Source organism: Roseburia sp. OM03-7AC, from assembly GCF_003462625.1.
GTDB classification, from domain to species: domain Bacteria; phylum Bacillota; class Clostridia; order Lachnospirales; family Lachnospiraceae; genus Roseburia_C; species Roseburia_C amylophila.
Map to the genome: position 1 here is coordinate 528,175 of NZ_QTZJ01000001.1, position 20,236 is coordinate 548,410.

General features: G+C 41.0%; 18 protein-coding genes. 2 read left to right on the forward strand and 16 right to left on the reverse strand.

Annotated features, from left to right (window positions below; all coding sequences use genetic code 11):
• Positions 1 to 4: 4 nt before the first annotated feature.
• From mutL to rlmH, 14 genes are all read right to left on the reverse strand, one after another.
• Complete coding sequence (gene mutL, locus DXB39_RS02650; protein WP_117841048.1) at positions 5 to 1,978, reverse strand: DNA mismatch repair endonuclease MutL; 1,974 nt, start codon at positions 1,976 to 1,978, stop codon at positions 5 to 7.
• 17 nt (positions 1,979 to 1,995) lie between these two features.
• Positions 1,996 to 4,620 (reverse strand): DNA mismatch repair protein MutS, encoded by a 2,625-nt coding sequence (gene mutS, locus DXB39_RS02655; protein ID WP_117841248.1) that lies wholly within the window; start codon positions 4,618 to 4,620, stop codon positions 1,996 to 1,998.
• 58 nt (positions 4,621 to 4,678) lie between these two features.
• Positions 4,679 to 6,286: an NAD(P)/FAD-dependent oxidoreductase gene (locus tag DXB39_RS02660; RefSeq protein WP_117841047.1), complete on the reverse strand. Its 1,608-nt coding sequence runs from the start codon at positions 6,284 to 6,286 to the stop codon at positions 4,679 to 4,681.
• Complete coding sequence (locus DXB39_RS02665; protein WP_117841046.1) at positions 6,283 to 7,527, reverse strand: NAD(P)/FAD-dependent oxidoreductase; 1,245 nt, start codon at positions 7,525 to 7,527, stop codon at positions 6,283 to 6,285. Before DXB39_RS02665 ends, DXB39_RS02660 begins: the two co-directional genes overlap by 4 nt.
• Before the next feature lie 101 nt (positions 7,528 to 7,628).
• Positions 7,629 to 8,006: a hypothetical protein gene (locus DXB39_RS02670; protein ID WP_117841045.1), complete on the reverse strand. Its 378-nt coding sequence runs from the start codon at positions 8,004 to 8,006 to the stop codon at positions 7,629 to 7,631.
• A gap of 85 nt (positions 8,007 to 8,091) precedes the next feature.
• A complete protein-coding gene (locus DXB39_RS02675) occupies positions 8,092 to 9,750 on the reverse strand; it encodes a putative polysaccharide biosynthesis protein (RefSeq protein WP_117841044.1) in 1,659 nt (552 codons plus the stop codon).
• A gap of 29 nt (positions 9,751 to 9,779) precedes the next feature.
• Positions 9,780 to 10,892, reverse strand: a complete 1,113-nt coding sequence (locus tag DXB39_RS02680) for a DUF3048 domain-containing protein (protein WP_117841043.1) — start codon at positions 10,890 to 10,892, stop codon at positions 9,780 to 9,782.
• Between the two features lie 15 nt (positions 10,893 to 10,907).
• Positions 10,908 to 11,405, reverse strand: coding sequence for an rRNA maturation RNase YbeY (gene ybeY, locus DXB39_RS02685; protein WP_022243795.1), 498 nt, complete (start codon positions 11,403 to 11,405; stop codon positions 10,908 to 10,910).
• Positions 11,402 to 12,583, reverse strand: coding sequence for a hypothetical protein (locus DXB39_RS02690; RefSeq protein WP_117841042.1), 1,182 nt, complete (start codon positions 12,581 to 12,583; stop codon positions 11,402 to 11,404). Before DXB39_RS02690 ends, ybeY begins: the two co-directional genes overlap by 4 nt.
• The gene (locus DXB39_RS02695) at positions 12,570 to 13,568 is read right to left on the reverse strand and encodes a PhoH family protein (RefSeq protein WP_022243793.1); all 999 of its coding nucleotides are present in this window, start codon (positions 13,566 to 13,568) and stop codon (positions 12,570 to 12,572) included. The genes DXB39_RS02690 and DXB39_RS02695 overlap by 14 nt, the downstream gene beginning before the upstream one ends.
• Entirely contained in the window at positions 13,555 to 14,814 is a 1,260-nt protein-coding gene (locus DXB39_RS02700) for a sporulation protein YqfD (RefSeq protein WP_117841041.1), read from the reverse strand. The genes DXB39_RS02695 and DXB39_RS02700 overlap by 14 nt, the downstream gene beginning before the upstream one ends.
• A 9-nt stretch (positions 14,815 to 14,823) precedes the next feature.
• Positions 14,824 to 15,114 (reverse strand): YabP/YqfC family sporulation protein, encoded by a 291-nt coding sequence (locus tag DXB39_RS02705; protein WP_227700104.1) that lies wholly within the window; start codon positions 15,112 to 15,114, stop codon positions 14,824 to 14,826.
• A 27-nt stretch (positions 15,115 to 15,141) separates the two neighbouring features.
• On the reverse strand, positions 15,142 to 16,449 hold the full coding sequence (locus DXB39_RS02710) for a pyrimidine-nucleoside phosphorylase (protein ID WP_199534928.1): 1,308 nt from the start codon (positions 16,447 to 16,449) through the stop codon (positions 15,142 to 15,144).
• A 46-nt stretch (positions 16,450 to 16,495) separates the two neighbouring features.
• On the reverse strand, positions 16,496 to 16,978 hold the full coding sequence (gene rlmH / locus DXB39_RS02715; RefSeq protein WP_117841040.1) for a 23S rRNA (pseudouridine(1915)-N(3))-methyltransferase RlmH: 483 nt from the start codon (positions 16,976 to 16,978) through the stop codon (positions 16,496 to 16,498).
• Positions 16,979 to 17,080: 102 nt separating this feature from the next.
• Here rlmH and DXB39_RS02720 point away from each other — a divergent pair, with 102 nt between their 5' ends.
• Together DXB39_RS02720 and DXB39_RS02725 are read left to right on the forward strand one after the other, a co-directional pair.
• A complete protein-coding gene (locus DXB39_RS02720) occupies positions 17,081 to 17,560 on the forward strand; it encodes a hypothetical protein (RefSeq protein WP_022243788.1) in 480 nt (159 codons plus the stop codon).
• A 46-nt stretch (positions 17,561 to 17,606) separates the two neighbouring features.
• Positions 17,607 to 18,185, forward strand: a complete 579-nt coding sequence (locus DXB39_RS02725) for a xanthine phosphoribosyltransferase (protein WP_117698389.1) — start codon at positions 17,607 to 17,609, stop codon at positions 18,183 to 18,185.
• 68 nt (positions 18,186 to 18,253) lie between these two features.
• Here the strand turns inward: DXB39_RS02725 and DXB39_RS02730 are convergent, their stop codons facing one another.
• Both DXB39_RS02730 and folD read right to left on the reverse strand, forming a co-directional pair.
• A complete protein-coding gene (locus DXB39_RS02730) occupies positions 18,254 to 19,381 on the reverse strand; it encodes a chitobiase/beta-hexosaminidase C-terminal domain-containing protein (RefSeq protein WP_117841039.1) in 1,128 nt (375 codons plus the stop codon).
• A gap of 9 nt (positions 19,382 to 19,390) precedes the next feature.
• The gene (folD, locus tag DXB39_RS02735; protein WP_117841038.1) at positions 19,391 to 20,233 is read right to left on the reverse strand and encodes a bifunctional methylenetetrahydrofolate dehydrogenase/methenyltetrahydrofolate cyclohydrolase FolD; all 843 of its coding nucleotides are present in this window, start codon (positions 20,231 to 20,233) and stop codon (positions 19,391 to 19,393) included.
• Positions 20,234 to 20,236 lie beyond the last annotated feature (3 nt).

Sequence of the window (20,236 nt, forward strand, 5' to 3'; positions counted from 1 at the left end):
TTTCCTACACAATCCGCTTGAATTTTTTCTCAATTTCATATTTTGACATGGCAATAATCGTTGGTCTTCCATGTGGACAATTATATGGATTATCAAGCTGCATCAAATCCTTCATAAGCTGTTCCATTTCCGGCAGGCTTAGTCGCTGGCTTCCCTTTACTGCAGCTTTGCAGGACATGGATGCGATTTTATCTAAAATAACATCCGTCGTTGCCCGCTCGGATATGCCATCGGTAAGCTCGTCTAACATTTCAATCAATACATCCCTGGTATTCAGCCGGTAAAGATTACCCGGAACTCCGCAGATACTGTATTCTGCACCACCAAAGTGCTCAATTTCGAAACCTAGCTTCGTAAACTGTTCTTTGAATCGCTCCAGTACTTCTGCCTCACGCATGGATAATGTTATGACAATCGGCGGGCTGATAGCCTGAGAAGTAAACTCTTTCTTCTCAAACTGCTTTTTTAATTTTTCATACATGACTTTCTCATGGGCAGCATGCTGGTCTACAATAAACAGTCTGTCATTATATTCTACCAGCCAGTAGGTATCAAAAAGCTGTCCGATAATCTTCTGCTTTGCCATCTCCTCTTCTTTTAAGAAAGAACCCTGTTCATAGCTTCCTTCCGGCTTTGCTCCGTAGGTTTCTTCCTCCCGGAGGACATAGGCTTCTTTTGCCAGTTCTTTTTCCGTTTCTTTTTTCGATTGTTCCGGAAGCGGCTCTTTCTGAATCCGTTCTTCCATCATATCTTCCGGTGGCATTGATTTTATCGTATCAAGAAGCTTTTCCTGTGCCGCAGAGCTGACTGACCCGGTTCCCATTGGTCTGCTGACAGGATATTTTATTTCGTAAGGACTGTCTTTTCGTACTGCCTTCCGGATTTCTTCCAAACGTTTCTGCTCAAATGGCTCCGGCATTACCTTCTCTATCTTAGGAACTTCCATCTCGTTTTTCTTTGGTGTATCCACCGGAACTTCCGGTATAATATCACGGTGCACTAGCGCTGCCGATAAAATACTCTGCACTTCCCGGTACAGCTCCTGCTGGTTGGAAAAGCGAAGTTCCATCTTAGTGGGATGCACATTTACATCCAAAAGACTGCTGTCAATCTCAAAATAAAGTACCGTAAAGGGATACTGATGCTGCATCAGAAACGGTTTAAAGGCATCCTCTATAGCTTTGGATAAAATCTGGCTCCGGATAAATCTGCCATTGACAAAATATAATTCGTAGCCCCGGTTTCCTCTGGAAATCATCGGCTTTCCAATAAATCCACTGACTTTAAAAAGCTCGCTTTCATGTGCAATCGGAAGCAGCGCTTTTGTAATATCCCTTCCGTATAAATGGTAGATAATATCCTTGATATTTCCATTTCCGGATGACTGCAGTTTTACCTGATTATTCATAATAAATTTGAAAGCTACGTCTGGATGGGATAAAATCATCCGCTGCATCAGTTCATGAATATAGGTGCCTTCTGTCTGGGCGGATTTTAAGAATTTCTTTCTTGCCGGTGTATTATAAAAAAGATTCCGTACAATAAAAGTGGTTCCATCCGGCGCACCGATTTCTTCTAAAGAGACTTCCTTTGAGCCTTCAATGAGATAACGGGATCCGGTAAAATCACCGTTCGTCTTTGTAATGAGTTCCACCTGACTTACTGCTGCGATACTTGATAATGCTTCACCTCGGAACCCTAAGGATGTAACGGTAAACAAATCTTCTACGGATTTAATCTTACTGGTGGAATGACGCAAAAATGCCAAAGGAATCTGTTCCCTTTCGATTCCGCAACCATTGTCCGAAATACGGATAAAGGATATTCCACCTTCTTTGATTTCAACCGTTACTGCACTGGAACCTGCATCTATCGCATTTTCCACTAACTCCTTTACCACCGAGCTTGGTCGTTCGATGACTTCTCCTGCCGCAATTTTATCAATTGTTTCCTGACTTAACAGTGCAATCTGTGGCATAACGCCATCCACCTCCTTTACCATCTGTTTTTTACTTTATTCTGTAATTCGTATAACTTATTCATTGCTTCGATTGGTGTCATCTGACCCAAATCCAGTTCTTTTAATTCGTTTAATATCGTATCGTTGTCCATGGTATCAAGCAGTGAAATCTGTTCTAAATCCACCTCGTCTAACTTCGGTTTGCTGCGTTTACTGCTTCCCTCCGCACTGATATTCTGAACGATTTCCGTAATATCATTATTACTTAATTCTTCTACAATTTCTTTGGCACGCTCAATGACATTATCCGGCACTCCCGCAAGCTTTGCTACCTGGATACCGTAACTCTTATCAGCTCCGCCTTTTACAATCTTGCGCAGGAAAACGATATCATCACCCTTTTCTTTTACTGCAATGCAGTAGTTATTTACGCTGTTTAATTTGCCTTCCAGCTCCGTCAGTTCATGATAATGGGTTGCAAATAATGTCTTTGCGCCAAGAAGCCTTGGATTACTGATATGCTCTACCACTGCCCAGGCAATACTCAATCCATCAAAGGTACTGGTTCCACGTCCGATTTCATCTAAAATCAAAAGACTGTTGGAAGTGGCATTCCGTAATATGTTTGCCACTTCTGACATTTCAACCATAAAGGTACTCTGTCCGCTGGCGAGGTCATCAGAAGCCCCTACTCTGGTAAAAATACGGTCTACAATTCCAATTTTGGCTGATTTTGCCGGAACAAAGCTTCCGATTTGAGCCATCAGTACAATCAACGCACTCTGTCGCATATAGGTGGACTTTCCTGCCATATTCGGACCGGTAATAATGGACACACGGTTGCTGCCATTATCAAGATAAGTATCATTTGCCACAAACATTTCATTCTGAATCATCCGTTCTACTACCGGATGTCTGCCATCTTTGATGTCGATAAGACCTTTTTCGTTTAATTTCGGACGGCAGTAATTATTCTGTTCCGCTACCGTTGCAAGAGATGCAAATACATCAATCTGCGCCACTGCTTTGGCGGTCTTCTGGATACGGACCACCTCATCCGCCACCTTCTGGCGGACTTCCCGGAACAGTTCATATTCTAAGACAATCAGCTTGTCTTCCGCACCTAGGATAACATCCTCTAATTCTTTTAATTCCGGTGTAATAAAACGCTCAGCATTTGCCAGAGTCTGCTTTCTGGTGAAATAGTCCGGCACCATGTCTTTAAAGGAATTGGTTACTTCAAGATAATAGCCAAATACTTTGTTATATTTGATTTTCAGATTCTTGATTCCGGTTTTCTCCCGCTCTTTTGCCTCCAAATCAGCAAGCCAGCTCTTTCCATCTGTCTTGGCTTTCCGCAGGCGGTCCACCTCTTCGTTATAGCCCTCTTTTAAGATGCCGCCGTCATGAAGGGTAAGTGGCGGTTCTTCCGCAATGGAGCGTTCGATTAATTCGTATAATTCATCCAACGTATCCAGCTGCTCATATAAACGTTTTAAAAGTGGTGACTGAAAATCACTCATCAGTGTCTTAATCGGTGGCAGCATATGTATGGAATTGCGAAATGCAATCAAGTCCCTTGGATTTGCGGTCTGATAAGTAACACGGGTAATCAACCGTTCCAGATCATAGACCGGATTTAAATATTCCCGGATTTCTTCTCTTGTGATGGCATTGGTATTAAATTCGTCAATGGCATCATAACGTTCTTCTATTTCCGTACGCTCAATTAATGGCTGTTCCACAAAGCTTCTTAAGGTTCTTGCTCCCATGGCTGTCCTGGTCTTATCCAATACCCAAAGGAGAGAACCACGCTTTTGCTTTTCCCGGAGGGTTTCAACCAGCTCTAAGTTTCGTCTGGTAGAACTGTCAATAATCATGAATTTTCCGGTGGTATACGGATGAATTGCCACCAGATTGGAAAGGGTTGTTTTCTGTGTCTCGTAAAGGTATTTTAATAATGCACCGGCTGCAACGACGCCGCTGTCATAATCTGCAAGACCAAGTCCTTCTAAATCCCTGACTTTAAAATGATCCTTTAAAGTCATCTGTGCTGTCTCATCAGAAAAATACCATGCATCCAGAGAATAAATTACGATTCCCATACGGTTTTTCATATCATCGATATCAATTCCGCTGATATAAAATGCTTCATTACAGATGATTTCTGTCGGCTGGTATTTATTGACTTCGTCCAATAATTTCCGTTCCGAATCCACTTCTGTCACATAGTAATCTCCGGTGGTAATATCTGCAGAAGAAATACCATAATGGTCACCGATATATGCGATACACATAATATAATTATTTTTCGTTTCATCCAGTGCCTGTGCATTTAAAGTAGTTCCCGGCGTTACAACTCTTGTTACTTCACGCTTTACCATTCCCTTGGCAAGCTTCGGGTCTTCCACCTGCTCACAGATAGCAACCTTATAACCTTTTTTCACCAGTCTGGTCAGATAAGTTTCTGCTGCATGATATGGGATTCCACACATGGGTGCCCGTTCCTCTGCACCACAGCTCTTTCCGGTTAAGGTAAGCTCTAATTCTTTTGATACAACCTTTGCATCATCAAAAAACATTTCATAAAAGTCACCCAGACGGTAAAACAAAATACAGTCCTTGTATTCTTCATGCGTTTTTAAATAATGCTGCATCATTGGTGTATATTCCGTCAATGTTCTGTATCTCCTTTTCTGTTTCAAAACACCTGTTGTTTTAATCTATTTTAAGTCTTGCATATTTTCCTGCAATTGCTTCCGCTACTTTCAATCCGTCCATGGCTGCTGACATAATACCGCCGGCATAACCGGCACCTTCTCCGCAAGGGTAAATGCCTGCAATATTACTTTCAAAGGATTCATCCCTTGTAATCCGCACCGGAGAGGAAGTTCGGCTCTCCACACCGGATAAAATGGCATCCTCCCTGTTATAGTCCGGAATGTATTTCGGAAAGAGCTCCATTCCTGCCTGAAAAGATGCTGCTAATTCTTTTGGAAAAATTTCCCTGAGATTTGCAAATGTATGTGCACCCTTTGTGGTACTTTCAAAAGCCCCATATCCTGTGGATATGCGATTCTCTTTAAAATCTCCGTAAAGCTGCTGCGGAATTGCTCCGTTTCCAATGCGATAGGCATTTTTTTCCAATTTCCGCTGAAAATCAATTCCAGCTAACGGTCCATCCCCTTCAAAATCATCCGGTCGAACCGATATGATAATGGCACTGTTGGCATTCTGCCCGGCTCTTGCATGATAGCTCATGCCATTGACTGCCAGCATACCTTCCTCCGAAGAAGCATTTACGACATAACCACCCGAACACATACAGAAAGAATATACCCCGCGGTGATTCTCAAGATTTGCGGTCAGCTTATAGGATGCAGCAGGCAGCAGGGCATTTTTATGTCCGTTATACTGGCATGCATCAATCATCGCCTGCGGATGCTCTACACGAAATCCCACCGCAAATGCTTTGGCTTCCATCATAAGTCCCGCTTCCTGTAACATTGGGAAAGTATCTCTGGCGGAATGTCCGATTGCCAGCACCAGAACGTCTGTTGCTACTTCCTTTTCTCTGTTAATCCGGATGGCTTCTACTTTATCTTTCTTCCCATTCAGCGTAATGTCTGTAAGCTGGCTGAAAAAGCAGTAAGTTCCACCCATTCGTTCAATTTCCAGCCGGATGTTTTTTACGACTGTTTTTAAAATATCAGTTCCGATATGAGGCTTATTTATATATAAAATTTCTTCCGGAGCGCCCATTTTCACAAAGATTTCTAACACTTCCCGGTTTCTTCCTGCCACATCTTTTACCAACGTATTTAATTTCCCATCGGAAAAAGTACCTGCTCCGCCTTCACCAAACTGTACATTCGTCTTTGGATTTAAGATGCCGTCCTTCCAGAACCGTTCTACTTCAACAGTCCTCTCTTCCACACTGCTTCCACGCTCCAAAATAATTGGACAATAGCCATGCTTTGCCAGTTCATAGGCACAGAACATTCCTGCCGGACCGCTTCCTACAATAACCGGTCTGTGGGACAGCTGTTTCTCTCCGGCATCCGGGAAATGATAATGTATATCCTTTGCTTTACTGATATTGGAATTTTTATTCTTATGTAAAATCATAGCTTCCTGCTTCAATTCCACATCCACTGTGTATACAAAGGAAAGTTCATTTTTTCTTCTTGCATCAATGGATTGCTTTTGAATCTGATAACGGATCAGATCCTTTTCATTTTTTAGATGAAGTGTTTTGATAATCTGTCTTCTTAACATCTCTTCCGAATGTTCAATCGGAAGCTTTAACTGATTTACTCGTATCATGATAACTCCCTTGCCACATGTATCCCGGCTACTGCGCCGCTGCTCCATGCCCATTGCAAATTATAACCACCGCAGATTCCGTCAATATCCACCATTTCTCCGGCAAAATAAAGTCCCGGACAAAGCTTTGACTCCATGGTTTCTGCATCTATTTCATCAGTGTCTACGCCACCGGCAGTCACCTGTGCCGTATCAAAGGTATTCCAGTCAGTAATATCCACCCGGAGTCCCTGCACTGTATCTATAAATCTCTCTAATTCTTCTGTCTGCAGCCGGTTCGCATATTTTGCAGCTTTTATATGTGACTCTTCTAATAATACCGGAATTAATTTTTCCGGGAAAAAGCCGATTAAGGCTTCCCTGATGTGTTTTTCATCTGCTTTCTTAAATCTTTCCTTGAAATAGGTTAAGCACTGTTCTTTCTCCCAGAATGGCACAAAATTAAGTGTTGCATAGACTTTTTTCTGTTCTGATAACGCTCTTGTGGCAACTCTTGAAAGCTGAAATACCGGAATACCTGATATTCCATAATTCGTAAGCTGCAATTCTCCCTGTTCGCTGCATACATGCGTGCTTTCTATGTATAAATTGACCTTTACATCTGCACGAATTCCTGCAATATCAGCAAAAAATGACTGTTTTCCCTTCAATCCGATAAGCCCCGGTACTAAATCTATGATATGATGTCCCAGACTTTCAAGATATAGGAAACCGCTTCCGTCACTGCCACTTTTCTTTAAGGTCTTACCACCGGTTGCCATTATGCATTTTGTTGCATAAAAATCACCGTCCTTGGTATGAAAAGTGAAGCCCTTTGCGGTCTTTTCTATGCCTCTTATGCCACAGCCACAGACCACTCCAACGTTCTGTTTCTTTAATTCCATCAGCAACACATCCCTGATTGCAGTTGCCTGCTCGCTCTGAGGATAATATCCGCCGTTACGCTCCTTTGGATATATGCCAAGTTCTTTAAAGAACTGCAGTGTCTCTTCCAGTCCAAACTGCTCAAATACAGGTGCAACAAAAGCAGGGTTCTGTCCGTAATATTTGTCCACACCCTGCACTTTATTTGTATAATTACATTTACCGTTTCCGGTTGCTAAAATCTTCTTACCAGGTACTTCGTTGTGCTCTAAAATAAGAACTTTTGCACCGTTTCGTGCCGCCATAATGGCTGCCACCAATCCGGCAGCACCTCCACCGACTACAACGACACCTATGCGTTCTGTATGCTTATTCATGCCAATTATTTACTCTTCTCTCTATTTCTTTTGGACTGCTATGCAATCAGACCTATTCAGCCTTTTAGATTGTATCATAACAGTCTGAAACAATCAACTTTTTAACTGGAATAGCTTTCTAAGAAACGGTATAAATCTTCCAGTGTATCAAAGGTTTTTCCATTGCTGATTTCTTTTTTCAATTCTTCCGGCAGTCCCTGATACGCAATTCCAGTATACATGTATAAGGCATCCTCTTCGCCGAAATAGACATTCAGGTACCCGTCCTCTTCCCGGATAACAAATGCTTTTTTATTCTGAATGTTTGCACTTTCCACGCTATCCTCGAATTGCTCCGTCTCAGCTTCCTGAATCTCTATTATTTTTTCTTGTTCTTTTTCATTCAGTTTCAGATAATACTGTCTTCCACCAATCCATGCAGAGATAGATAATACCAGTGCTCCAAGGAAAAAAGTGCGCATACGTTTTGTGTTTTTCATATTCATCACCACAAACAGTATGCGCAGGTTTTTTCTTTTTATACAATTTTTTCAGGAATTCTATGTTTTGCCCTTTTATTGCATTTTATAATAAATGTAATTTCTTGGCAATGCGGACGAGAAGGTAGCCCTTCGGGAATTTCTTTAGTTCTTCCTCGCTTAAACCTTTTAATAATAAAAGCATTGCACCATATACAACAGCACCAATTCCAATGGCAAGTATGGCTGCAACCGCATTTACTTTAATTATAGCAAAAATACCATTGTAAACGCCAAAGACTACGACGCCCATAATGGCAGAAGCTGCCACCGGGATTAAGAAAGTTTTCACAACTTCCTGACGATAACCACTGTATTTCCGCAAAGACATTGCATTAAAGAGGCACATAAAGAATGCAAATAATGCATTGGAATATACCACTGCATAAATACCAAGATGTAAACCAAACATCATCACCAAAAGTACAATCAGATGCAGTCCCAATGCGATAGCCGCATTTTTAACAGGCTCTCTCATCCGGTTAATCCCCTGTAACAATCCATTAGATAATGTGGAAAGAGAATAGAACAAAATTGCAACAGCTCCCGTTGTAAGCATGGTTGCTGCAGTAGTTCCGGTGCTGCCATAAAGATGCAGCAACTTTAATATCGGTCCTGACAGCACTGCAATTCCAATGGTACAAGGGAATGCAATTACCATAATAAAGCGGATTGCAATATTAATCTGGCTTCGTACGGACTCTCTGTCCTTTCTTGCATACGCACCGGTAAGATTTGGTACACAGGAAGCCGCCATCGCAGAAGCAATGGAAATCGGAATATTGATAATGGTCTTATATTTTCCGGAAAAGATTCCCCACCAGACATCAATATCATCCGGCTTATAGCCCTGTAGTTCCGCTACGTTCTTATAGATACCCTGATCTAAAATTGCACTGATATTATAAATTGTGGTACTTAAAAGTACCGGAACAATGGTCATAATCAGTACACGAAAGACATTCTGATAGGATTCTGTTTTGCTGCTGGTATCCCGGCGCATCTGTCGTTTAAAAATACGTTTGTATGCCAGAAACAACATTCCAAGGAATAAAAGTGCAAACACTGCTCCCATATTGGTACCCAGTGTTCCACCTGCAGCACCGTAAGCAGAGCCATACTTTTCCTTATTTCCAAGCACTGCTCCGATTCTTGCCCCATATCCATAGAGGATATAGGCAGCTGCAATACTGACAATCGCATTGACAATCTGTTCGATAATCTGTGAAATGGCACTCGGCATCATGGTACCAAGTCCTTGGAAAAATCCACGTAAGACTCCTAATACAGCAACTACCAATATCGTCGGTGCCAGAACCTTCAACGCAAAAATACTAAGGGGCGTATTCAGCATGTTTGTGAAGAATGACGCACCAAAGAAAAGAATCAAACTTGCAGTAAGTCCGGTACCGGTTGCTAAAAGCAGGGCCCCTTTTACAATTCGATATGCATTTTTTCTTTGCCCCTTCGAGACACGGGCAGATACCAGCTTGGATACCGCCAATGGCAGGCTGTATGCAGAAATAATCAGCAGGATATTATAAATTTCAAAGGCTGCACTGTAATAACTGTTACCGGTATCTCCAATGATATTGGTCATCGGGATACGATAGAGCAGACCGATTATCCTGCTGACTATAGAGGCAATTGCAAGAATGGAACCCTGTACTAAAAAGTTGGAGTCACTCTTTTTTCCTGAACTCATAAATTTACCTCAAGTAATTTTCGAAATAATTATTTAGCGGAAGGTGGTGTAAACTCATCTTCTGTTGCATAGATATTTAATTTCTTCTCCATATCATTTAACAATACACATACCATGGTTTTACCCTGGTTCAATGTGATTTCATTACCAGAAGCGTCATAGTATCTGGTTGGCTCGTTTTCGCTTGCTTTCTTCCATGTCACATCAATTACTTTACCGTTAGTAATATATTTTCCGGTTCCTTCACCGGTGCTCTCAACATCCAGATAACCGTGTGCATCATCTAACTTGGTATAATCGCAGTACTGAAGCAGAATGTTCTTAAAAGCAAGCTGTGTGCCTGTATTTTCATCCATATGCTCTTTTTTATACTGGAAACGATAGTATAAACCATCTTCACTGTTATATACAAACCAAGGATTGTTTATATAATATCCCGGCTGAACCACTGCTGCATCTGCTCCGTCTGTAAGTTCAATTTCTTTTTCATCATCTTCATTAAACTGATAATGTCCTGCATAATCGGAAGGCAGCTCGGTATCATAACCTTTTAATTCAATTCCGGCATCAATACCATCTGTGCTTACAAATGCATTGTGTGGAGCCTTTCTTGACTTGTCACGATAGAAAGTAGCAGAATCAATGGCACCCTCTAAACCGTTTAAGTCCTCAACTTTGCCACTCTCTAACAGCTCAGTTGCGTAAATTGCCTGTCCGTAATGAATATAAATTGCATCAAATTCCATTGCATAATATGCATAGTAGTGACGACAGCTTCTTACCGAACCAATCTTGTCTAATCCGGAGTAATCCTGGAAAATTGGCATCAGACGGGTAATTCCTCCTTCAGCAGGAGCTTCGTAAAGTACGTCTGCCTGCGACAGTCCATACTGTGGCAATGCATCATTGGTATTTCCAATCATGATTGCAACCGGTTTCTTCTTTGCTAAATCTTTATCAATCCATTCACCGGTCAGGTAACTTCTTGCCATACCATCTTTGCCGGTTTCAGTTTCGGTTTCAGGTTCTGCTTCAGAAACGGTTTCTGTCGGTTCCGGAGCTTCCTCTTTTTTCTTACATCCAGCTAAAAGACTGGTTGCCATCAGTGTCATACATAAAACAATACTTAATCTCTTTTTCATGATGTTCCTCCATTTTTATCTTAAAATATTTAAGCATTCTAAAATCTCGCGCTGCTTTCCTTCCATCACTGCAGCTTCCTGCTCTTCCATGTGGTCGTAACCAAACAGATGCAACATACTATGTACAATCAGAAATGCAAATTCTCTTTGCATGCTGTGACCATATTCCTCTGCCTGTTCCCTGACCTTGTCCACAGAAATAATAATATCCCCCAGCAGAATTTCCCCTGTATCCGGATTAAAGCAATCCTCCGTCTGATTCTCTATCTGGGAAAAATCTCCCGGTACATCATATTCTAACATTGGAAAGGATAAAACGTCCGTCGGGCGGTCTATCTCCCGGAACTCTTTATTAACCTTCCAGATACCTTCGTTATCTGTCAACGTAAGGCTGATTTCTGCTTCAAAAGGAAAATGCTCATGTTCCATTGTAAACGATATTACATCTTTTGCAAGTGTTTCATAATCAAAATCGAAGGTAACCTCCGCTTCTTTTTCTATCGCAAGGCTCAAAATAAATCCGCTCCTTTCGTTAAAAACTCTCTGATTTTAATAAACTGGTTCATGCCAAGATTCGCTTCATCATATAATCCGGCAGCCGATTTTTCGTTTAATGTCTGATAAATAATAATATCATGATTCCAGCTGTTCTTCACGGTTTCCTTGTCCAAAAGTTCAAATTTGGTAACAATACTGTCCACAATATGTACGATTGCGGACTCTATGGAACTAATAGCATTTAATTCACCATTGTATTCACTTAGAATCTTAACCACGTTTTTCGGGAAACAGTTAATCTCAGCAAGACGAACTCCATTTTCTACAAACGGTTCTCCCTCCAGCTTGCCAATCCGGTAGTAAAATCCTGCCGCAGCTACCGTTTTATCATCTGCCCCAAGCTCCTTTGCACATTCTTCTGCCACACTCGAAACTTTACGGGCATGTGCATAATCAATTTCCGAATAGTTTTTAATCTCCTGTACCAGCGGAAAATTTTCTGCAATAATTTCAGCTAAAGTACGTTCTTTTTCATGCTTCGTATAATAATACAGCCTGTCTGCAAAAAAGTACGAAAAAACTGCAGTCAGTATCATGCTGCATCCTGCGGATAAGTACTGATGATAATTGATTTCAAAGCTGCTGATGTAATAGAAGATACTCGGAACAGCAAACGACAATGCAACGGTCATGATGCATCCATAAATTTTATATTTTTTCTGGCTGATTACCATAAGCAGAATTCCGGAAAGTACCGTCAGCATAGTATATGCCGCATATTCATAAAAACTGCCGCTGGAACACATGCAAAGCAGTGTATTAAAATAAATTCCGCCTAAAATACCAATCAGCTCATTTCCGCCACAGGAAAGAATCATGACCGGAATCATGACCGGTGCCATATATGCCGGCATAAAAAAGAAACCCACATAACAGGCTGCTGCTGCAAGAAAGCAAAGAAACAGCTGATGAAAATCACTTTTTTCATTCCGGTTCAGATGCCCTCTGATACGTTCCATTTCAATCACTGCAATCAGCAATGGCAGATATAAAGCATTTATAAAAACAAGCACCAGTACACGGTCTATGGTAAACTTGCAGATTATTGCCAGAAAAACAGAATAAATCGCAACGGAAATAATGATTCCCAGCATACGAATCATTCTTTTGGGTGAAAATCTATCTTCCTTCATTTTTCGTTACTCTTTTCGTTCTTTTATTTGCTTTTGATTCATAATCGTCATAGGCTTTTACAATCTTCTGTACCAAAGGATGTCTTACTACGTCAGCACTGGTCAATTTACAGACGGATATCTCATCTACATTGCGAAGTACACGTAATGCCACATCCAGTCCCGACTTCGTTCCCGGAGCCAGATCCTTCTGGGTAGCATCTCCGGTCACCACAACCTTGGAACCAAATCCAATACGTGTTAAAAACATCTTCATCTGTGCCGGTGTAGTATTCTGTGCCTCATCCAAGATAATAAATGCATTATCTAAGGTACGGCCTCTCATATAAGCCAATGGTGCGACCTCAATAAGCCCCTTTTCCATATTCCGCTGAAAGCTTTCTGCTCCCATAATCTGATACAGTGCATCATACAGCGGGCGAAGATACGGATCTACCTTGCTCTGTAAATCTCCTGGAAGAAATCCTAATTTCTCACCGGCTTCAATTGCAGGACGGGTTAAAATAATACGATTTACTTCTTCATTCTTAAATGCAGTAATTGCCATTGCCATGGCAAGATAAGTCTTTCCGGTTCCGGCAGGCCCGATTCCAAATACAATCATCTGCTTACGGATGGCATCCACATAAGCCTTTTGGCCTAAAGTCTTTGGTTTCACCGGTTTGCCGTTTATCGTATGGCAGATGCAGTCCTTATCGATTTCTACCAACGAGCCTTCTTTATGTTCTCCCAAAAGAGAAAGTGTATATGCAACCTTCTGCTCATCAATCATGTTTCCTCTCTCTGCCAGTTGTAAAAGTTCTGCAAACACCTTGCATGCACCCTCTACATTTGCGGTATCTCCAATGACTTTGATTCCTTCATTGCGGGGCACTACCGTAACATTTAAGGTCCGTTCAATCAATTTTATATTATGGTCAAATTGTCCGAAAATATTGGAAACATGCTCTGCCGGTATATCAATTCTTGTTTCATTCAAGCTCATTTAATACTAGCCCTTCCTCTGTGTCTTCTGTATCAGGTGCTGTAAGCTGTTCCGTTTCGTGTCTTAAAGCAGCTTTTGTGCGCACTTTGATGATTCCTTCCATGATACAGTTTTTATCGTCCATATCTATAATAACATTTTTTTCTAAAATTTGAATATTTTTTTCTGCTAAATGTGACAAATAAATATTAAAATTTTCTGTAGCAACCGCTTCTGCCTGCTCTTTCGTATAAATTGCCTGTTCTGTCCGATACTCTTTTAAAGTACTAGAATAGATTCCAAGTGGCAGATAAAAGTCCCCGTGGAGGCAAAGCTGTTTATAATCCGTGGTTTTGTCTGCACATTCAAATTCACCGCTTAATGCCGGAAGTGTTATTACTTTTCCAAAGAAATCAATGGAATACCGTTTCTTTTCTGCACCGGTCATTCTTTTTTCTTCATGGACAAGGGAAAATTTATCATGGTATGGATATTCCGTCAGTAGATATATATCCGCATCCGCATTGCAATATTCATAGGCATACTGTTCCCCGCTGTCATTGGTCAAATCAATCCTGCCACTTACTAATATATCTCCTGCCTTTACTGCATCGCCGTTCTTTACTAGTGGGGTTCCATTTCTTGTAACAATGGATTCCACTGTCGCATCCTCTTCTGCTATCAGGTCTGAAGCTTCATACGGCAATTCTTCCATTGCTTCCTGCTGTACCAGATTTTCCTTGATTAATACCGTCATTTTCGTTCCGTAAATCTGTACCGATGCCCAGATGATTTCCGGAAACTGTGCCCGCAGATCCCGTTCTAACTGTTCGCAGTCAATTGTACGAATCCGGTCTCCGTAACCACAATCCTCCTCATCAAGAAATGTTAAAACGGTTTCTGTCGTAACAGATGAATTACCATCTACCTCCACATTCCAGAGAAATCGTGATAAAAACCACACCAGACCAGCTGCAAGAATTACTCCCATCAGGAGGCATTTTCGTTTCCGGTAACGGTTCATCCAGAACGGAAATCCTATTTTGCGCAGAATCCGAATCCTGCATCCGGTCTTGCTTACGAACGGACGGATACTCCAAAATGCACGAATGCTGATAAAAAAGCGATAAACATCTTCCTCTTTTCGAAGATTCCAGATTAAAATATTGTGATTGCCACACAGATTTAAAAATCGTTCCGGGGCATAACCACTTAAGATTACCTCAAGGTAACCGCCTATATATTTAAACAGGGAAAGTGTTGTCATCGAAAACCTCTATTCATACTCAATACTTTGGATGATTCCTGTTATTTTCATCTCTTCATTCGTATAATAGGAAATGTTGAGATTTTTCCCACGAACAAGAATCCGGCAGCTTTTCGCCTGAATCCTGATATATTCTTTCTCGTATTCTAAGATTCCCTTATAATTTTCCAACAGCAGTTCCCTGTTACCCATAACGGTTACAATTGCTGCCCGGTAGACTAAGTCTTTCGGCAGTTCTAAGGATTCCACCATATGATTTTTAAAATCTTTTTTTAACTCTTTCTTATTGTTTTTCCTCATATATAACTATATGAGTTTTTTTCTTTTCTATGCGGTAATATATTTTAAAACTGTTTCCGGTGCATCCAGTGGCTCTTTACTGAAAAGAAATGCATTTTGAACCAGTTCCTTTGCATCGTTGCATTTTGCTGCATCATTACCATATAATTCGGCCAGACATTCTCCTTTTTTTACGCTGTCTCCTATTTTTTTCTTAAGGCGGATACCGGCAGTTAAATCAATCTGACTCTCCTTTGTCTCTCTGCCGCCGCCAAGGCTCATGCAGGCAGTTCCAATTGCCATAGCATTTAAAGCTTCTACATATCCATCTTCCGGTGCGGTGATAGTTTCTGTAATTGCTGCTTTTGCCAATAACTGCGGATGATAAACCTGTTCCTTTCTGCCACCCTGTGCTTCTACAAAGTCTGCAAATTTATCCAGTGCTTTTCCGCTTGCAATGACTTTCTCCATCCTTGTTCTTGCTTCTTTTTCATCTTCTGCCACACCGGCAGCCTTTAACATAAGATACCCTAATGCATAGACAACATCCATCAGATCCTTTGGCCCTTTTCCATTCAATGCTTCAATGGCTTCCTGCACTTCCACAATATTGCCTACTGTATTGCCAAGAGGCTGTGACATATCTGTAATAACCGCATAAGTTTTCTTTCCAGCACCATTTCCGATGGCCACCATAATCCGGGCAAGTTCCTCTGCCTTTTCCACAGTCTGCATGAATGCACCGTTTCCGGTCTTTACGTCAAGGACAATAGCATCCGATCCGCTGGCTAATTTCTTACTCATAATGCTGCTGGCAATTAAGGATTTCTCCGCTACCGTAGCAGTGACATCCCGGAGTGCATACAGCTTCTTATCTGCTGGTGCAAGATTAGCAGTCTGTCCAGCAATTGCAACGCCAACCTCTGATACCTGCTTTAAAAAGGCTTCTTCTGATATGGAAGTGCTGAATCCTTCAAAGCATTCTAACTTATCAATGGTTCCACCGGTATGACCCAATCCTCTTCCGGACATTTTTGCTACCGGAACACCCAGTGCAGCAATGATTGGTGTCAGAATCAGGGAGGTCTTATCTCCTACACCACCGGTGCTGTGTTTATCCACCTTTACGCCTTTAATACCGGATAAATCAAGCACATCTCCGCTATCCCGCATAGCAAGTGTTAATGCCAGTGTCTCATCGTGATTCATTCCCTGAAAACAGATTGCCATCAGCATGGCTGACATCTGATAATCCGGAATTTCACCGGTTGTAAATGCATTTATCATCCACTGGATTTCTTCTTTGCTTAAAGCAGCTCCTTCCTTTTTCTTTAAAATGAGGTCGTACATCCTCATAAAATCTCCTCCTTTTATCCGTTTCTTCTATTTATGATACGGTTGCTTATTTGTGATACGGTTCATGATTGATAATCCGATAGCTCCGGTATAACTGCTCCAATAAAATAACACGCATCAGCTGGTGCGGAAATGTCATCTTCGAAAAGCTTATTTTTTCATCTGCACGTTTTAATACTTCATCCGCAATTCCAAGGGAGCCTCCGATCACAAGAACGATATGGCTGTTGCCCTTTACCATCAAGTCACTGACTTTTTCCGATAAAGCAACAGAATCCAGCATTTTTCCGTTGATTGCAAGGGCAATGACGTAGCAGTTCTTTCCCTCTAAATATTTTAAAAGACGTTCCCCCTCTTTATGACGAATCTGCTGTTCCTCTGCCTCGGATGCTCCATCCGGTGTTTTCTCATCTGCCACTTCCACAATTTCAAGCTTACAGTATCTGCCCAGTCTTTTTTCGTACTCGGCAATGGCATCCCTGAAATATTTTTCTTTGATTTTTCCTACGCATAATATTGTTATCTTCATACTTGCAGTATACCTTATTTCAGAAATACAGACAAGGTTATTGTATCGTCGGATAAAATCACTTATAATAGTATTATTATAACGAAAGGTCAGGTACATAACATGGTATACAAGGAGAAAGATGCCCAGCTGGAAGATAATCGTTCTACCGCTTATACATTCCTTGGAGTTGGAATTGCCGGTCTGATTTTTGTCATTCTTTTTGCTCTGGACATCATCAAATTACCAATGGCTGATTATATGCGTGTTATTATGATTGTTGTAATGTCTGTTCTGTTTGTTATTTTTCTTGGAATCGGAATTACACATTTCCGTAAAATCAACCAGATGTCTGCGGATGCAGATATGGAAAGCAGACGCACCAGCGAAATTATGGAATGGTTCTCTTCAAACTATACTGCGGAAGAAATCGACCATGTCAGTGGTGCTGACAGCGAGCCTTCCATGGAGCAGCGTTACTTTATCCGTTCCGACAAAATTGCCGCACTTCTTCATGCTAAATTTGCCGGTCTGCCGGAGGATTATGAAGAACATATCTTAGAAAAGATTTATGCCGCTTACTATTCAGACAACAATGAATAAACAGCAGATTTCTGCTTAAATATAATACAATCAAAGGAGTAACAAAATGAAATTATTAGAAGACAAAATTCTTGCAGAAGGAATCGCAGAAAGCGAAAACATTTTAAAGGTTGACAGCTTTATTAATCATCAGGTGGATCCTGAATTAATGAAGAAAATGGGCAAAGATATTGCAGAACATTATAAAGGAAAAGGTATCACACGTATTGCTACCATCGAAAGCTCCGGTATTGCTCCGGCTCTTATGGCTGCAGAAGCATTAGGCGTTCCACTTGTTATTTTAAAGAAACAGCCTTCTAAAATTTTAAATCATGATTTATATCAGACTGTTGTAACTTCTTATACCAAAGGAACCAGCTATGAATTAACCATTTCCGCAAAATACATCAGCGAAAATGACCACATTCTTATCGTGGATGATTTCCTTGCCAACGGCGAAGCTGCTACCGGTGCTATCCGCCTAATCCGTAAAGCACATGCCACCATCGCAGGTGTCAGTGTCTTAATTGAAAAAGCATTCCAGCCTGGTCGTGAAAAATTGGAGGAACAGGGCATCGATGTTTATTCTTTAGCAAGAGTATCCAGACTTGACAAGGGTGTCATTGAATTTGTAAAAGAAGACTAATTTTTAAAATCCCCGGAACGAAGGCAGATAAGAAACATTCTTATCTGCCTTTGTTCATCTGCCATAGCTTATTCCGGCAGATAAATGTAATTATATCTTATCACCGGGCTTGCCAGTCCATGGTCATCTACCACAAGAATAGACAACACATTATTGCCCTGTGGCATTTCAAGTGGTTCACTGTATACATCAGAATCCTGTGTTGGTGTTGAGCCATCCCAGGTATAGTAAGCAGTGGAACCAGCGGGAACCTGTATACTGATGCTCTGCGCATCATAATATGTTCCGGCCGCAGGTGTTACATTAGCAGAATCCGGAGCTTCAAAAGTAATTTCATAATCTGCTTCTGCAATCTCACTATAAAAGCCTCTTGCGTCCTTTGCTACTGCTTTGATGGTATATTCTTTCTCATCCTCTAAAGAAATCGGTTCTGTATATTCCATTCCCTTTTCAATCGGAGAATCACCGTTTAACGTATAATAAATGGTACAGTCTGAGTCTGCCATTAGTTCAATTTCAATCGTATCATTGTATTCCCCGGCTTCTTCCGAAAACTCCGGAGCCTTTACTTCATAATTATCAAACAGCGCTTTTATTTTATCAGAGTCTGATTGTTCATATAAATCCTGTAGTTTATCATATTCCTTTTGCTTATCATATAAGGCAATCAGCATCTGATACGCTTCTTCATTGTTCTTATCAAGGGTAAGTATCTGTAACAAATACGCTTCTTCTGATGTTTCATCTTTTCGGAGACGGTACAAATCAGCCATCCGCAGTAATACATCCACATTATCCGGCTGCAATTTCTCAGCCTGTTCAAAATAGGTCAATGCCTTGGTATAATTCTTCTCTTCCGTGTAACTGATTCCCTTCTGATACTGATAATCAAAAGATTTCTTATGGCTGTTCTGCACCAGCAGAACAATAACTACACCAATGATTGCAATAGTAATCAGAACTGATACTGTAATCAGAAGTCTTTTCTGTTTCTTTTTCTTCTGGCTGTTTTTCAATGATTTTTTCTTCTTTCCGTTGGAAGAGGTATTCTTATTCGGTTTATCGTCTTCTTCTAATAATTCTTTTAAAATATCCTCTTCCACATTATAATCCGGAACAATCTGTGCTTCTTTTCCACATACAGAACAGTACACACAGCCTAATTTTATTTCTGCTCCACAATTTGCACACTTCATAGCCTTCTCCTATTCATGTCTCATAGCTTCCACACAATTGTTCATTAACATTGCAATGGTCATTGGTCCGACTCCACCCGGAACCGGTGTAATCGCACTACAAAGCTGCTCTACTTCATCAAATTTTACATCACCGGAAAGTTTATTGTTCTCATCGCGATGAATTCCTACATCAATGACAACTGCACCATCTTTTACATAGGATGCATCAATAAATTCTTTTTTCCCAATTGCAACAATCAGAATATCTGCCTCTTTACAGATTTCCTTTAAATTACGGGTTTTTGAATGCGTTACTGTAACAGTTGCATTCTCACGCAGCATTAAGATTGCCATCGGTTTTCCAACAATATTGCTTCTTCCAACGATAACACAGTGTTTTCCCTCAATATCAATGTCAGAACGCTTCAGAAGCTGGATGATTCCGGCAGGTGTGCAGGAAATATATCCTTTCTGTCCAATCATCAATGCGCCGACATTTTCCGGATGGAAACCATCTACATCCTTCTTCGGAGAAATGGCACGGATTACCGCATCCTCATCAATGCCCTCTGGCAATGGAAGCTGTACCAAAATGCCTTTTACATGTTCTTCTTTATTCAATTTATCGATTAAAGCCAGTAATTCATCCTGGGAAGTCTCTTCCGGAAGCTCATAAGAAAGAGAATCTATCCCAATATATTCACAGGCACGTTTTTTGTTTCTGACATATACACTGGATGCAGGGTCATTTCCCACCTGGATTACAGCAAGTGCTCCTGTGATTCCCTGTTCCTTTAACTGTGCTACTTCTTCTTTTAATTCATCTTTTATTTCAGCAGAAATTCTTTTTCCATCAATTAATAATGCCATGAT